Genomic DNA, 14,830 nt, shown 5'->3' on the forward strand with positions numbered 1-14,830 from the left:
GTGGCCACCTGCAACGATGCTCTGGACATCCGGTTCGAGGACGAGATCGGCTCGGTGGAGGAAGGAAAGCGTTCCGATTTGGTCGTTGTCGATGGTAGCCCGAGTGAGAATATCTACCCTGTCGCCGACACTTATCCGTATGGGGCGATTGCAACTGCGCGTTCGGGAGTCGCCTTCGCGTCGTACATGGCCAGGTCGGCAGCGTGGATCAGTGTTTCGGCCTCCGTACCGAGTTCCGGGAATTTGCTGATCCCGATGCTGGCGCCGATCGTCAACTCGAGATCACTGATTCGGTAGGGCTCAGCGAGCCGCTTCACGAGCGTGCGCGCGATTTTGTGTGCATCCTGGATATGTGTGATATCGGTCAGCACGACGATGAACTCATCGCCGCCGAGTCGCGACACCGTATCGGAAGCCCTCACTCGCTTTTGTATACGCCGAGCTACCTTCCGAAGCAGAATGTCACCGACGCGATGACCGTGCCGATCGTTGATGGACTTGAAGCCATCGAGGTCTACAAAAAGCACCGCGAAAGAGTGGCTGTTTCGCTGGCAGCGACGAATTTCCATTTCGATCCGATCGTACGCCACCGTTCGATTGGCAAGACCGGTTAACGGGTCATGTGTGGCAAGAAACTGTTGTTGCTCGCGGCGTGTATGTTGCTCGGTGATGTCGGTGCAGATAGAAATGTAATGCGTGATATCTCCCTCGTCGTTGCGAACGGCCGTGAATGACAGCCAAACGGGATATTCATTGCCGTTCTTGCCTCGGTTCCATGTTTCACCGCGCCAGAAGCCGCGCGTTTCCAGGGATTCCCAGATTGCCTCATAGAACTCGGGCGGCTCATCTCCGGCCCTTAGCAAGGCTGACGATTTGCCCTGCAGATCCTCGAGCGTGTAGCCGGTGAGTTGAGTGAAGGAGTGATTCAGGGCAATGACATTTCTGTTCGCATCGGTGATCAGGATGGCTTCCGAGCTCGCTTCGAAGACCTTTGCAAGGAGATCGAGTTCCCGGCGCGTCTCACGCCAGGCCGTGATATCCCGAAAGGAAGCAACCACGACATGTGCATCGCTGCGATCGAATGGCTGAGTATTGATGGCGATCCACACTCTGTCCCTGGTGTTGGGAAGTTTGAGACCCATGACGACGTCGCGGCACGCTTCGCCAGATTCCAGGGTGATCGTCGTCGGGTGCCGGTCCCGTGGAATTTCCCGGCCGTGTTCATCAACGGCGTTCCAGAGCGCATCGGAGAGCTCGACGCCAATCAGGTGCTCCTCGGCAACCCCCAGTATCTGGCAAGCGCTGGGGTTGCAGGCGGTGATTCGCCCGTCGCTGCCGTGAACCAGGACACCCTCGGCCAGGGAGTTGATGACCGCCCGATAGCGCTCCTCGCTTTCGCGGAGTGCCTGTTCGATCCGCTTCTGCTCGCTGATGTCCCGGGAGCTGGTCTGGAGACGGAAGACATTGCCGTCGTCGTCCAGGTGGGGCTGAGTGAGGCTCTCCAGCCAGACATAGTGACCGTCTCGATGGCGGATACGGTAACGGACGAAGATGTGGCCTTGCCCCGAAAGGGCCGGGTCGTGAGTGCTCTCCCGAATGCGGACCGCGTCTTCGGGGTGGAAGAGGTCGTAGGGGTCTCGTCCGATGAGGTCGGATGGCTCGTAGCCGAGGATCCGGCGCACCGATGGACTGACCCAGACATAGGCCCCGTCCGGCTCGTGTAGACAGACGAGATCGCTCAGACCATCAACGAACAGGCGAAAGTTGAAATCCGGTTCGGTCTCCAGTTGCCGCGAGTCGCAAGCGGCTTGCGGCGACTTTGAACGATTGTTCTTTTTGTGGATCTGGTCAGGCATACGTCCCATTCGCCGGGTTATAAAATCCCCCTTGAGTGTCTGTATGTCCTGTTCAGTGGAGCTGAAACCCTACCGTACTCCCGTGTGTCAAGCAAGATTCAGAATAATCTCCTGGCCGCTGCGAGCTTGCAAAGTTTCAGTCGGGTCCCTTCAATCGCCGCCTTGCCGCGTGAGGTAGTTACCCACGACGTAACTGCCTACCTGCCGGCCCAGGTCAACGCCGGCGGTGGAATCGAAGCGGAAATGAATGCCCAAATAGAGGCGCGACAGTCCGCACTGTGTGGCTGCTTCCATGGGGGTTTCGAACGAGCGGGTCGGCGGGTGCATCGCGATCTTCTCCGACATGGGGCCGGCAATATCCACCTGTGGGTTCCGCATGGTGAAGGCATAGTCTTCTCCAAATACGTCCATGATTGCACTCATTGCCGCCGCGCAGGCGCAACCGTGAGCCGAAGGATAGCTCGGGAAGGCGTAGGTGTGCCGGTGGGTGTTGTTCCAGGTTGGTTCGGGCTTGGTGTCCGGGTTGCCATCGTTGTCTGCCCAGCGTATTGCGGTATACGGCCGCCAGTAGTTGTAGTGGAACTTGTTATCGAACACGCTGACATAGGCGTCGAAGACGCTCATGTTGATCAATGCGAACAGCCTTGCCGCTTCGGTGGCATCGAGCGCCTCCCGGATGACCAGGTCACGGGCCAGGCGGTTGTGGGAGTTTTCCACGAAGTCCTTCCACCAAAGCGCGAGGTGGGTCTGGTCGGCGGTGCGCTCCATCGTCTGGAAGCGACCCAACTTGCGCACTTCTTCATAGGCGTGCGTGTAGGCTTCGCTTCCGGGCTCCGGGGGTGGCGGAGAGCGGAACTGATCGGGACTTTCCAGGGCGAAGGGTTTGGCCTTCGCCCATCCGGCCCCGAACACGAAGCCTTCCGGCGTACCCGAGTGCTCGTTGAATTCGGCATAAACCCCCGGCCCCATAGGGTGCCACTGGTATTCCGCTTCCGTATTCCATCCATCCCGATTCCGCACACCGAGCAGAGTGTGTGCGGCGGCTTCGCCAAGCGCGGCACCCGCCCGGCGGGCCGCGTTTTCGGACAGGCCGTCGAGATGTCGGTCACGGAGCGCTTCCAGTGTCTCGCGCCGGTCCGGGTACTGGCTCATGGCGACGGTGAAAGCTGCTTGCACCATGGCGGCCAAGGGGTCGGCCTTCGGGTCGTTGGCCTGGTGAGCGTAGGATTGGTAGCGACCGTTGATGGCAGCCAGCGAGTCGTGCATCGCCAGATGCGCCATTGCTGCAGTACGCACGCCCTTGAGGGTAAGGAAGCGGTCCTCCGCCTCGGCGATCTCAAGGATGGTGCGGTTCCATTCGATGACGGGTACCGCCGATTCGGTCTCGGCATCAGTAGGGCCGGCGTAAATCAGGCCGGCCAGTGCGAGGATGGTGAGCAACGTTTTCATCGGGGTCTCCTCCGCGTCACGTTGTACGCCGAAGAACTTAGCATCGCCCTCGAATCTCGGCTACTATTATTTTCGAAGTGGAGTGCCAGAAATGCGTCGAGGTTACGGACAATACTGTCCTCTCGCTCTGGCGGCGGAGATTCTGTGCCGTCGCTGGACCGTGCTGGTCATAAGCCGGGTCCTGGACGGGTGTCGTACATTCAACGAAATTCATCGAGGCCTTCCCCGGATCTCGCCGTCCACGCTTACCCAGCGACTTGAAGAACTCACCGATGCCGGGCTGATCTCTCGTCGACCGGTCAAAGGTGGACGAGGCCACGTATACGAGCCGACCGAGGCTGGCCGGGACTTGTCGAGCATCATTGATCAGATGGCCGTCTGGGGACAGCACTGGGCCCGAGATATGAACATGGACGACCTCGACCCCGGTTTCCTGGCCTGGAGCATGCACATGCGGATCAATCGAGCGGCGATGCCGCCGGGCCGCACCGTCCTGCATTTCGAGTTCGACGCCGCACCGCCCGACTGTCGGCGGTTCTGGCTGGTCTGCACCGAAGACGCCGTGGATATGTGCCTCAAGGACCCTGGATTCGAGACGGACCTGGTCATCCAGGCGGAATTGCTTTGCTTCGTCGAGTGCTGGCGGGGATTCCGGGACCTGAAACAGGAAATTCGCCGCGGCAATGTCCGCCTCACCGGCCCGCGGGAGCTAAAGCAAGCATTTCCCGACTGGCTCCAGTTGAGTTCGCTTTCGCCTTACCCGAGGAAGCGGGATGGCCGGGAACGCAAGCTCATTGGAAACTGAAGCGGAGCACCCTCGGTTTGTGCTCTAGTGGCTGATCCTCACCAGCCGTCGGTTCATACATGCCCGGTAGCGTGTTCGGTACACCCACGATTGTATCCTTGGGAGCCGAAACCGGGACCTTCAGAAGGAGAGCCAGAATGTCGCCATGGATTTCATCGTTGTCGATGGTCGCGCTGATTGCCGCCCTGCTGGCCGGCTGCGACGGTGGTGCACCTGAATCTCCCCCGGAGAGCGCCCCGGCGCCACCGGCGGACGAGCCTTCGGAGACAGTATCGAACACTGCTTCCGAGGAGGTCCGCGAGGGGTTACCCACGCAGTTCGAAAGCGTGGAAGATGAGGTTGACTACTACATCAGCCGACTGCCAGACCGCTCTTTCTTCGACACCTACGGCGGGGAGGAGCACCCGCGGCCCTGGTATATCGCGGCGGAGCGGCTGGGGCAGATCGGTGAGCCGGCCATTCCCTCGCTGGTCTCGCGGCTCGACACCTCGGATGACTACGAACTGATGCTGGTGCTCTATGCGTTGATGCTTGCCTCCCAGGACCCGGCACTGATGGCCGACACCGACGGCGACTATGTTGAGCTGGGCACCGTTCTGGACCCGCGCCACAACGCCGAGAACCGTGACATTGCGCTTGCCTGGTGGCAGCGTCACGGCTGGCGCTGGCAATAGTCAGCCACATTCAGGCCATTTTCGACCGTCCACCTGCAAAGTATCCACCGTTGTAGAGCTGTCGAAAACGCATCGCATCAGCATTCGGATCGCGCATGTCCCGTTCTACCAATTGGCGCCCTGCGTAGCCCCGTAGATGAGCAGGATGAGGATGGCGAGCGGGCAGATGTAACGTAGCAACGATCCCCACAAGGGCGCCGCTGGCAATCGGTAGCCTCCCTTTTCGATTGCTGCCAGGGCCGCCGGCACACCCCACTTCCATCCCACGAAGATGCTGGTCAGCATGGCACCGATGGTCAGGAAATAGGTGCCGCAAAGCACATCGACCCAACCCAGGAACCCACGCCCGTCACCGAATTGGGTAAATGCTTCGCTGGCACCCAGCGACAGGGCGCTGGGAATGGCCAGGGCAAAGCAGCCGCCGGTGACGATCCACACTGCTTTTTCCCGCCGCCAGCCGCGGTCATCCACGAAGTAGGCCACGATTACCTCGAGCAGACTGATGGTGGAGGTGAGAGCGGCAATGGACAGCAACCCGTAGAAGACGAAGGCCATCAGGTTACTGGCGGGCATGGCATCGAAAATCCCACCCATGACCACGAAGATCAGTCCCGGTCCTGCAGTGGGTTCGGCCTGCACGAGGAAGATCGCGGGGAAGATGACAAGGCCCGCCAGGATGGCAATGGAAAGATCACAGATGACGATGGAGAAACCCGACAAGGGCAGGTTGACGTCCTTTGAAACATACGAGCCGTAAGTAATCATGGCGCCCATGCCGAGGGACAGGCTGAACAACGCCTGCCCGAGTGCAGATACCGTGCCGGCAAACGTGATCTGGTCGAACTGGGGCGTGAACATGAAAGACAGCCCTTCGCCTGCAGTTGGCAGGGTGAGCGCACGTCCCACCAGAACCAACAGAAAGATGAGCAGTATGGGCATGAGAATGGTTGCCGCCCTTTCTATGCCACCGCCCACGCCCTTGCGCACGACCAGTGCGGTGAGCAGCAGGAACAAGGCCGTCACGCCGATCATCCAGACCGGATTGGCGGTCAAGTCGGTAAAGATCACCCCACTTTGCGCAATGTCGAGACCGCCACCAAAGCGCCCCGACAGGGCAAAGAAAGCGTAGGCCACCGTCAGGCCGGCAATGATCGCGTAGAAAGACAGGATGCCAAATCCGGTGAGTACACCGAGCGCGCCAAGCATGGGCCACCACGTGCCCGGCACCAGCTTTTTGAAGGCGGTCACCGGGCTGGCCCGCGAAGCGCGACCAATGGACAGTTCGGCGAACAGGACCGGTACGCCGATCGCGAGCACGAAAAAGATATACATCAGCACCCAGGCACCACCACCATAGGTGCCCGCGGTATAGGGAAATCGCCAGATATTACCCAGCCCGATGGCCGATCCGGAGGCGGCCAGGACGAAGCCGAGGCGAGAATTCCAATGGCCGCGGTTGATAATCGACATGTTGGAAGGACCTTCAGGCAGTCCCTCGAATCTTACCCCATTGGGCCAGCGCATCATCGTTTGCAATGCGGGGACGCCGTGTCTATCATTGCCTTAAAATCGATGTGGCGAGAGGCACCTCGCCCCAGTACGCACTCCTGACTTGCAACACCAAGTGCCACGGTGAAACTTTGCGAGTAAGGGGTTGTTTGGAGGTGCCTGTATGAAATCTTTCCATGCTGCAACCCTTCTTGTAGTCCGCTTGACGCTTTTTCGTATTGCCTTTGTCGCTCTGATTCTCGGCACGGCCGGTTGTGCGGAGACGGGTAATCATGCCCACGAGATTGGCACGGTGGACATGGCCAACGGCGCCGTGGACGACCAATCCGAGATTGCCGTCAATATCGATCGCTACCTCCGCGCCATGGAAGCGATGGGGTTTTCCGGTGCGATCATCGTCGATGCAGGAGGAAAGATCGTATTGCGCAAGGGTTACGGACTGGCTGATCGGCAAGCAGGCCATCCGTATACACCGGCGACCGTCCAGACCCATGGTTCCATCACCAAGCAAATGACCGGTGCCGCAATCCTGTTGTTGGAATTCCGTGGACATCTATCTGTCGGCGATACCATCGACGAGTACTTTGACGGTGTTCCCGAGGACAGGCGAAACGTCACCATTCATCAGCTCATGACCCATTCATCCGGCCTGCCCGGAAGTATCGGCCGGGACAACGAACCCATCAGTGCGGAAGCCTTCACAGAGCGGGCAATGGCCACGCCGCTGGACTTCGAGCCCGGGACGGGCTACTCGTATTCCAACGTGGGTTACTCACTCCTGGGGATCATCGTGGAGCGGGTGTCGGGCAAGACCTACGAGACGTTCCTGCACGAGGAACTGCTGTTGCCGGCCGGCTTGGCTGAGACGGGCTACCTGCTGCCGGACTGGGACCCGGAACGACTTGCAGTGGGGTACCAGGGTGGCGAGCGCTGGGGCCGTGTTCATCAACGTCAGTGGCGCGAGGATGGGCCCGGCTGGCATTTGCGCGCCAACGGTGGCCTGCATACGACAGTGGATGACATGCACCGCTGGCTTGAGACGGTGCGCGGCCGGGGGGTGTTGCCGGAAGATGCGGCCATACGCTGGACCACGGGCTACGTGGACGAGGGTGGGGGCGATTCAAAGTACGCCTACGGCTGGGCGGTGCACGACGCCGAAGCGGGCCCGATGGTCGCCCACAATGGCGGCAATGGCATCTTTTCCGCGGACTTCGTGTGGTTGCCTGAGCAGGCGTTTTTCCTCTACATCCAGGGCAACACGTCGGTGGTCCCCGCCGCGCGCCAACGCGATGCCCTGCTCGCAGCGGCGTTTGACCCGGAGTTTGAAATGCCTCCCTTGGTGTCGGGTTCGAATACGGCCAAGCTGGAAACAGCGAAGGCCCGGGAAGGGCAGTACTGGTTGGATGAGGGCAGTATCACTCTCGAGGCCGACGACACCCGGTTGATCGCCATGCTGTCAGGACAGAATGCGCTCGACCTGATGCTGGGGCACGGGGAAGACCAGCGAAACCGGTTTGACGGGCTCAATCGGCGCGCCATGGAAATGGTGCGGAAGCTCGAGGCGGGTAGAGAAGACGCCATGAAGGGGATGGTGGGTGTTGAGGAGGACGCCGTGGCGCGCGCCCGCAGCATGCTGAACGTCATTGAGCGGGGCGGGGAGCTCAAGTCGCTGACATTGGTGGGCAGCATCGCGAATGTCCCTGGCAGCCGCTTTGCTGATTATGGTCCGTGGACCACGTTTGTGCGTGCCGAATTCGACCAGTTGATCCAGATGTGGAGCGTGCTCTGGCATGAAGACGGCACCTACCGCGGCACGGCGATCGGTCCCTCCAGCGACGTGCCTTCGCTGATCCTGGTGCCGATAGGAGACGATCGGTATACGGGCGTCCGGCGGGAGCCTCCCTGGGATACCGCCGATATTCAATTCGTGGATGGATGCCTGGTGGCCGCGGATCTGCAAGCGTGCCGCGCGCCATGATCACAACGCCACTAATGGCCGTCCCGCACCAGTTCCACGCGTCGGTTCATGGCGCGACCGTCGAGGGTGTCGTTGCTCGCCTTGGGTTGCGAGGCACCGTGGCCGTCGGTTTCGAGACGTGATTCGGCAATGCCGTAGCGGTCGACCAGGGCTGACTTGACTGAAGCTGCACGGCGCCGGGAAAGTTCGAGATTGTAGTCATCGGCACCGACGTTGTCCGTGTGGCCCTCGATCGAAAGGGCCCAGTTCTCATTGCGCGAGAGAATCCCGGCGATGCGTTCAAGCACGGCATCGGATTCCGGCTTGAGTCGGTCGCTGTCGAAGTCGAAGTAGATGCCGTACACCTCGGCGCGTCCTTCCGTCTCGAGCTGGGCCTCCAGAGGCTCGTCGGCTGTTTCCCCTGTTTCCCCGCCCGGATACTCGATCTTTACGACCCGCATGCTTTCCTCGCGCAACGGTTGCTGCTCTCGCAGTTTCTTCAGCATTTCCGGCGGCAGGTTCTTGAACTGCTCGGCTTCCTTTTCCATGAACCGATAGCGCAGGGTCAGCGGCTGTTCCGGGTGCGGGTAGAACCAGAACTCGGCTTTGGCGCGTTCAAAATCGGCCTCGGCCTGCACCACCGGCAACTCGTGGCGCACGCCGTTGACGAGTACAGGCACCGTCGTCGTGCCGGTCTTGATCAGGGTGCCGCGGCGACCCCGATAGGCGCCGCCCAGTCCCACGTAGGTGGCGAATTCCGTCTCGCCGGCGTCTTCGAGTGCGGCCATGACTGCGTTCGACGGTCCCAGGGCGGTCGTGCCCGGAAACGCCTGGTGGTCGCCGGAACTGAAGAAATTGCGGTAGGTGTCGGCCGTCGCCAGGTCGTCGCGCGAGACCGGGCGTAGCGCCTCGATGGCGTTGCCCCCCGGCACGTCCGCCCGGTAGGCCAGGGTCACGTTTGCGCCATCCACGGCCACGACCTGCTTGAGGGTCTCGTAGTCGCCACGCTTGTCGGCAATGGCCGTAACCACCGTGAGTCCTTCGACGAGCGGGATGGGTGGCACAGAAGAAGCGTTGGCCGCCAGCATGGGCAACATCAAGCCCCAGCAGGTGAGGGAAAAAAGAAGGACGCTACGAAGCAGGCTAGCGCGCATGGGCTTAGTCCGGGCTCGGTGCTGATTCATATTTTGATCGCATGAAGGTCATGTAGGTCCAGCCGTAGCGCGCGTACCAGTCCGGCTCGTTGAAATGCTCGGCCTCGCACTGCCCGAGCTTCTGCAACCCTTTTTCGAGTGCTGCGAGGTAGACGCCGGCCTTTTCAACGTAGGTCTTCTTGAGCTTGTCAGTGGCTTCCTTGATCTGGGGCTTTCCCTGGAGTTGCCAGGACAGGCCCATCACACCGTGCACGCCGGAGGCGCTGTCGCCGAACGCCTCGGCGGACTTCGCCATTTTCAGGTTGGCGGCGGTGATGCAGCGGGCGCGCTCGATGTAGCGACGGTTGAAGTCGATCGAGCGCGTGGCTTCCTGGTAGCAGGACCGGCACGCGTCGGAATCGGCACAGGACGAAGGCACGGTGGGACCACCACCACTCAAGGCCGCGTCGCACGAGGCATCCAGGTTGTCCAGGGCCTGCCAATCGGTTACCAGCTCTCGGCCCGTGACCATGATGCCGACGCCCTGGTTGGTCACCGAGATGCCCGAATCAATGGCGCTGCGGTTAGCGCTCGTAACCGCTTCCCGGTTGGCCGAGTTTTCCTCGCGACGTTCCCGGTCGTGCGCATACCAGTCGTTCAAGTCCCCGGCGGTCTGGGCCAGGGTCAGGTTCGCCAGGCCGAGCACGGTGGCCATTACTGCAATCTGAATGCGCATCATGATTTCCTCCGTAACACCAGGACGGCCAGCAACAAGACTGCCGCCCCGAGCAAGGCGGCGATCACCCACAGAACGAGTCCGCCGCCCTCTCCGGTTGCGGCCTCTACAGGGACGCCGTCATATTCGTCGGCGTGGACGACCACTGGTGCCATGGCAGGCTCTACCGGATCACCCACCCAGACCAGCAAGCGGTAGGGCAGGCCATCCTCTTCGGCCGTTACCGACAGTTGAAACTCGCCCTCGGTACGAAACTTCATCGCCAGGGGTTCGCCTTGCGCCGTGCCCGTTTTCAGGGGTTGATCCCAGGCGTACTTGGTCAGCGCAAGGTCGATCTCGTCTTCCGGCACAAGACCGCGAAGGAGTACCGTCACAGGGGTTTCCATGGTGACGCCCTCGACGAGGAAGCGCTGTGCCTCGGTCCCGGCATCGCCCTTCACCACCGCTGCCTTGCCATGCTCGATGCCGTCCATCTCGCTCAACTGGAGACGGAATACATTGGGCTGGGCTTCCTGGGCCAGGACGGGATGGTCCCAGTACCCGATGGCGACCAACACCACGACCATGGAAAACAGAGATTTCAGCACCAGGATGGTGCAAAGATTAGTTTTCATCAACGGCTATTCCTGGAATTACTGGATGTGCTCAAATCCATCTGCGAAGACGGCTCTCGGTAACAGTGCCTGGCTGATCGAAACGGTGCCAAAAAATTCATTCTCATTCGCGGTGGTGGTTTCGCGGATCTCCAGACGATTGAAGGGTTCTCGTGCCCACACGCCGATATAGTTCTGCCCGGAAGCATGCGGCGTTTCGAATTGGAAGCGCGCGAGCTGCACGTCCCCTGTCTTCACCGTGACCTCGAAGGTTGATGGCGTAGTACCACCCGACACGTCATCGAAATCTATGCCCATCGCATACGCAAAGCCTGCAGCCATCGCGATGTCGAGGTCCTCTTTGTCGTTGATGGCGAGCTCAACATCGTTGTCGCCCGGAAAGTCCGCCGGCCAGGCGCCAAAATTGAGCGTCGAGGGGTGAATCGCATCGAACATGATCTGTCCGCTCAAGAAGGGCTCCGGCGGGTCCGACACCGGGCTGTATGACGCGCTCGCCGCCGTTGCCTGGGTCGCACTGAGGAAAAGCTCGCGGTCGGTGAAGAATAATGGCCTTACCACTGCGAATTCATACGCGCCGAGGTCGATGGCTGCGCCGGATATTCTGAGGTCTCCTTCCGCGTCGATCGATGTGATGCCGCCAGCGGGCTCGTCGGTACCTGCATCTATCAGTTGGGAATCGGCGCGCAGTCGGTAATCATGGTTGGACTCATCGACGAACGACGGGTCAAATGCTGTTGGCGTGAGCGGCGCGATGTCGAGAAAGGTGTCGCTGAAGCCATTGTCGAAGGAATTGTTCGTGCTCCCGTTCATCGCCACTGGATTGCTGGTGTAGTTGTAGAGCTGAAAGCCACCGCCAGCATTCCCACTCAGGGTGTTGTTGTAGACGTTGAGCGTCTGATCACCTTCGCCTTGCAAGACGGCAAGCAGTCCAGTTGCATCGTTGCCGGCGATGGTGTTGTTGGTAACCGTGAACATGGCTTCGCCAGTAAAGTTGGGCGTCGTGACGTGCATACCGCTGTTTCTGCCGCAGTTGCAACCGCCGACCCCGTGAATGACGTTGCCGAGAGCGGCAACGTCGTAGGTTCCACCTTCGCGGAAATCGAATTCGATGCCGATGCCGCTGTTGGCCGGAATGCTGGCGGTGATGCGATTCCGGCTTACGATTGCTTGCAGTCGAGAGGCGTTGCTCCCGGCCACCTCAATACCATTGCCGGTACTGGCGATCTCGTTGTTTTCCACCAGGATGTCTGCGCGCGTATCTCGCACATCGAAGCCGACGGCTGCGACACCGTTGTGGTCGAGTTCGAAATGGATGACATTGCCTTCGATCACAATATCTGCCGGGCTTCGGAGCGTGAATTCAAGCGCCGGAAAGCCGGGCTCGTTTTTCACGAAGGTAATGATGTTATTCCGGAGTGCCAGCCGGCGATGAGGGCGGTCTGGGCCCAGACTGCATCTCAGGCGTGCAAAATCGAAGGTGAGCCCTTCGATCTCGATTGAAGTCGAGCCTGTTTCGGGCCCGAGATGAGGGCAAAGATCGACTGACTTCTCTTCAGCGCCGCCGCCGATTATTGGCAGGAATCCCTCGGCCGCGCGAAGCGTGAGGCTCTTGGCTATCTGGAGATCTTCCATGATGCTGGCGTGTGTTGCTAGCTCGACGGTATCACCTGCGGCAGCACCGTCGATGCACGCCTGAAGGGTGCCCTGGCAGGGCGCGCCGCCGGGGTAAGTGAAAGTTTCTCCCGAAGCGAGCTGAGAGAAGCAGAGGAGTGCAACAGCACCTACTTTCGCGAGCCTGATCCCCAGATGCATCGAAGCCACCGTCACGTACGAGAGCCCTTTGAGCGGAGTATACCCTTCACATGACGCAAGAAACCAGCAGGGTCCCGGGCCGCAAAAGCCGGGGCGCCAAGTTCGGGCCACTCGCGATTTCGGGAACTACGACGAAATCAGTTCTCGGCCCAGCGTCGCAGGAGGTTGGTGTGCGCCTTGTTGACGAGGTCGTAGGCCCGGGAGCCGCCCATCGATGCATGGATGTCGTTACGAGCTCGGGCGAGATCGTACAGCGCCTCGCGCGCCTGGGGATCGCGCACGAAGCTCTGGATCCACCCGACCACGGCGAGCCGCTCTCCGCGCGTGACTTCACGCACCTGGTGCAACTGTGAAGTGGGATAGCAAACCAGCGAGCGTGCGGGCAATTTGATCCGAACCTCGCCGCTGCCGGATTCGAGTGCCAGTTCGCCCCCGTCGTAAGCATCGGGCTCACTGAGAAAAAGCGTCAGCGACAAGTCGCTGCGCCAGGCGGTCTCCTGGCCCATCAGCGCGCTGTCGATATGTGGGCCGTAGGCCATGCCCGGACCGTAGCGGGACACCAGTATGGAGTGCAGTTGGCGCGGATAGAATGCCTCGCAAAACGGCGTGTTGCGTTTGAGCGCGTCGAGCACGATGTTCGTAACGGCCTCGAGCTGGCGGCTGTCGCGCGCGAACTGCTCGTTGTTCTTGCGCTCGGCAATACGCTCGCCGGCGGTCTCCCGGCCCGGCACGAACGGCTCCCGGTCGATGAGCTCGAGTAGCTGCTTGTATTCCTTCGGCCGGATAACGTCGGAAAAACTCAGGATCAAGAATCGTCCTCGAATCGGTCTTCGAAAATCGGGGGGCAGGTTTCGTCCAGATCATCACGGCTGGTGCCGAAGGTATCGGAGTTGTCCGTGTCGCTAACACCAGCATTGCCGGCATCATTGAAGCTGAAAGTCACGTCGCAGCCTTCGACCGTTGGCAGAGCCAATGGCATGCCCTGATTATTGCCGTTGGCGTTGCTCAACGTGTGGAGGGCGAAGATTGCGCCGCCTAGTCCCTGGCCGCCGCCGCCCTCTCCTCCGGCAGCCAAATTGGATTCGAAAGTAGTGTTCTGGATCGTCAGCGAGCCGGTGCGGATGAAGATGGCGCCGCCGAGGCCCGCTCCGCTGCCGGACGAGCCAGCATCGAGTGCGTCGCCGCCGCCGAAACCGCCCGAGCCGCTGGAGCCATCGGGTCCTTCGGCATTGCCGCCGACTCCGCCGCCGCCGCCGAAACCGCCATTCCCACCGGCGCCACCGTTACCTTCGCCGTTGCCACCGCCGCCGCCACCGCCGCCGAATCCACCGAATCCACCGGTCCCCCCGGTGTCGCCGCCGCCGAAACTACCGCCGCCACCGCCGCCGCCACCACCGAAACCGCCTGATCCGCCAGCGCCGGGACCGCCAAACTCACTTTGGCCGCCGCCACCACCGGCTCCGCCGCCGAAGCCGCCGGCCTCGCCACTGACCCCTTCTGCTCCGCCGGCACCGGAGAAGTTCCCGCCCCCATCGCCGCCGGCACTGAATGCGTCTCCGCCGCCACCACCGCCGCCGCCGAATGCAGTGCTGCCGCCGTCGCCGCCGGTCGCGCTTGGATCCCCGCTCAGTCCATCGCCGCCAACGCCCCCATCGCCGCCCATGCCGCCTCCGCCGCCGGCACCAGTGGCGTTGGACCCGCGATTCGAACCGTCGCCGCCTCTAGCTTCGTTGTTCTCGAAGGTCACACTGCGGATCAGCACGTCTCCGGAATCAATGAAAATGGAACCGCCAAGGGCCGCGCCGCCACCGCCTCCATCAATGCCCGGTCCACCCTCTGCAATTCCGCCCATCAGGTTGAGCCCGAACAGGCCGACCGTCGGGCCGGTGTCGCTTCCACCTTCCGAATGGCCGATATGGAAATGGCGTTTCGGCTGAGCTCCCGGATCTAGAGATGTCGCAATGATCGTGATGGGCGAACTGAATGAACCGAGCATATCGAGGTCCGAGGTGATCCGGGGCAGTTCCTGTGAGAGGGTCAGCGGCTCCTGGATGACGAGTGTGTCCTTGCCGCTGCCCGCCGGGCATCCTCCGAAGGTGTTATCCAGATTGGCGGCCGTGATGGCATCGGCCAGGGTGCAGGTGTCACCGTCGACCGGTACCACTGCGGCCTGGGCTGCGACGGGTGCGACCAGGGCGGCCGAGATGGCCACCGCCAGGTGCGTGCGGCGTGGAAAAGACTGACAAGTCATCTGGATTTCTCCCTGCAGGCAGCCCCTGGACGAC

At 61.2% G+C, this 14,830-nt stretch carries 12 protein-coding genes; 3 read left to right on the forward strand and 9 right to left on the reverse strand.

Annotation, left to right across the window (positions count from 1 at the left end):
- Positions 1-131: 131 nt before the first annotated feature.
- Together G4Y73_RS12280 and G4Y73_RS12285 are read right to left on the reverse strand one after the other, a co-directional pair.
- The gene (locus G4Y73_RS12280; RefSeq protein ID WP_164231956.1) at positions 132-1,856 is read right to left on the reverse strand and encodes a sensor domain-containing diguanylate cyclase; all 1,725 of its coding nucleotides are present in this window, start codon (positions 1,854-1,856) and stop codon (positions 132-134) included.
- A 150-nt stretch (positions 1,857-2,006) separates the two neighbouring features.
- Positions 2,007-3,305, reverse strand: a complete 1,299-nt coding sequence (locus G4Y73_RS12285) for a vanadium-dependent haloperoxidase (RefSeq protein WP_164231958.1) — start codon at positions 3,303-3,305, stop codon at positions 2,007-2,009.
- Positions 3,306-3,396: 91 nt separating this feature from the next.
- Here G4Y73_RS12285 and G4Y73_RS14215 point away from each other — a divergent pair, with 91 nt between their 5' ends.
- Positions 3,397-4,110, forward strand: coding sequence for a helix-turn-helix domain-containing protein (locus G4Y73_RS14215; protein WP_164231959.1), 714 nt, complete (start codon positions 3,397-3,399; stop codon positions 4,108-4,110).
- A 137-nt stretch (positions 4,111-4,247) separates the two neighbouring features.
- Complete coding sequence (locus G4Y73_RS12295; protein WP_240451336.1) at positions 4,248-4,784, forward strand: HEAT repeat domain-containing protein; 537 nt, start codon at positions 4,248-4,250, stop codon at positions 4,782-4,784.
- Between the two features lie 105 nt (positions 4,785-4,889).
- On the opposite strand, the gene G4Y73_RS12300 is transcribed toward G4Y73_RS12295, so the two are convergent.
- Positions 4,890-6,254, reverse strand: coding sequence for a sodium-dependent transporter (locus tag G4Y73_RS12300; RefSeq protein ID WP_164231961.1), 1,365 nt, complete (start codon positions 6,252-6,254; stop codon positions 4,890-4,892).
- A 202-nt stretch (positions 6,255-6,456) separates the two neighbouring features.
- Here G4Y73_RS12300 and G4Y73_RS12305 point away from each other — a divergent pair, with 202 nt between their 5' ends.
- The gene (locus G4Y73_RS12305) at positions 6,457-8,271 is read left to right on the forward strand and encodes a serine hydrolase domain-containing protein (RefSeq protein WP_164231963.1); all 1,815 of its coding nucleotides are present in this window, start codon (positions 6,457-6,459) and stop codon (positions 8,269-8,271) included.
- An 11-nt stretch (positions 8,272-8,282) separates the two neighbouring features.
- On the opposite strand, the gene G4Y73_RS12310 is transcribed toward G4Y73_RS12305, so the two are convergent.
- The 6 genes from G4Y73_RS12310 to G4Y73_RS14220 form a co-directional block, all read right to left on the reverse strand.
- Positions 8,283-9,404 (reverse strand): OmpA family protein, encoded by a 1,122-nt coding sequence (locus tag G4Y73_RS12310; protein WP_164231965.1) that lies wholly within the window; start codon positions 9,402-9,404, stop codon positions 8,283-8,285.
- Between the two features lie 4 nt (positions 9,405-9,408).
- Complete coding sequence (locus G4Y73_RS12315) at positions 9,409-10,122, reverse strand: hypothetical protein (RefSeq protein ID WP_164231967.1); 714 nt, start codon at positions 10,120-10,122, stop codon at positions 9,409-9,411.
- Positions 10,119-10,733 carry a hypothetical protein gene (locus G4Y73_RS12320; protein ID WP_164231970.1) on the reverse strand — a complete coding sequence of 205 codons (615 nt, stop codon included), beginning with the start codon at positions 10,731-10,733 and terminating at the stop codon, positions 10,119-10,121. The genes G4Y73_RS12315 and G4Y73_RS12320 overlap by 4 nt, the downstream gene beginning before the upstream one ends.
- Before the next feature lie 18 nt (positions 10,734-10,751).
- Positions 10,752-12,545 (reverse strand): right-handed parallel beta-helix repeat-containing protein, encoded by a 1,794-nt coding sequence (locus tag G4Y73_RS12325; RefSeq protein WP_164231972.1) that lies wholly within the window; start codon positions 12,543-12,545, stop codon positions 10,752-10,754.
- Between the two features lie 137 nt (positions 12,546-12,682).
- Positions 12,683-13,354: a Fe2+-dependent dioxygenase gene (locus G4Y73_RS12330; protein ID WP_164231974.1), complete on the reverse strand. Its 672-nt coding sequence runs from the start codon at positions 13,352-13,354 to the stop codon at positions 12,683-12,685.
- Positions 13,351-14,796, reverse strand: coding sequence for a hypothetical protein (locus tag G4Y73_RS14220; RefSeq protein ID WP_164231976.1), 1,446 nt, complete (start codon positions 14,794-14,796; stop codon positions 13,351-13,353). Before G4Y73_RS14220 ends, G4Y73_RS12330 begins: the two co-directional genes overlap by 4 nt.
- Positions 14,797-14,830: the final 34 nt, after the last annotated feature.

The sequence above is a fragment of the Wenzhouxiangella sp. XN201 genome, assembly GCF_011008905.1.
Lineage (GTDB): Bacteria > Pseudomonadota > Gammaproteobacteria > Xanthomonadales > Wenzhouxiangellaceae > Wenzhouxiangella.

What these genes read in the sequence shown, in the direction of transcription:
- G4Y73_RS12280 (WP_164231956.1), bottom strand. Translation starts at nt 1,856, where the DNA reads ATGCCTGACCAGATCCACAAAAAGAACAATCGTTCAAAGTCGCCGCAA.
- G4Y73_RS12285 (WP_164231958.1), bottom strand. Translation starts at nt 3,305, where the DNA reads ATGAAAACGTTGCTCACCATCCTCGCACTGGCCGGCCTGATTTACGCC.
- G4Y73_RS14215 (WP_164231959.1), top strand. Translation starts at nt 3,397, where the DNA reads ATGCGTCGAGGTTACGGACAATACTGTCCTCTCGCTCTGGCGGCGGAG.
- G4Y73_RS12295 (WP_240451336.1), top strand. Translation starts at nt 4,248, where the DNA reads ATGTCGCCATGGATTTCATCGTTGTCGATGGTCGCGCTGATTGCCGCC.
- G4Y73_RS12300 (WP_164231961.1), bottom strand. Translation starts at nt 6,254, where the DNA reads ATGTCGATTATCAACCGCGGCCATTGGAATTCTCGCCTCGGCTTCGTC.
- G4Y73_RS12305 (WP_164231963.1), top strand. Translation starts at nt 6,457, where the DNA reads ATGAAATCTTTCCATGCTGCAACCCTTCTTGTAGTCCGCTTGACGCTT.
- G4Y73_RS12310 (WP_164231965.1), bottom strand. Translation starts at nt 9,404, where the DNA reads ATGCGCGCTAGCCTGCTTCGTAGCGTCCTTCTTTTTTCCCTCACCTGC.
- G4Y73_RS12315 (WP_164231967.1), bottom strand. Translation starts at nt 10,122, where the DNA reads ATGATGCGCATTCAGATTGCAGTAATGGCCACCGTGCTCGGCCTGGCG.
- G4Y73_RS12320 (WP_164231970.1), bottom strand. Translation starts at nt 10,733, where the DNA reads ATGAAAACTAATCTTTGCACCATCCTGGTGCTGAAATCTCTGTTTTCC.
- G4Y73_RS12325 (WP_164231972.1), bottom strand. Translation starts at nt 12,545, where the DNA reads ATGCATCTGGGGATCAGGCTCGCGAAAGTAGGTGCTGTTGCACTCCTC.
- G4Y73_RS14220 (WP_164231976.1), bottom strand. Translation starts at nt 14,796, where the DNA reads ATGACTTGTCAGTCTTTTCCACGCCGCACGCACCTGGCGGTGGCCATC.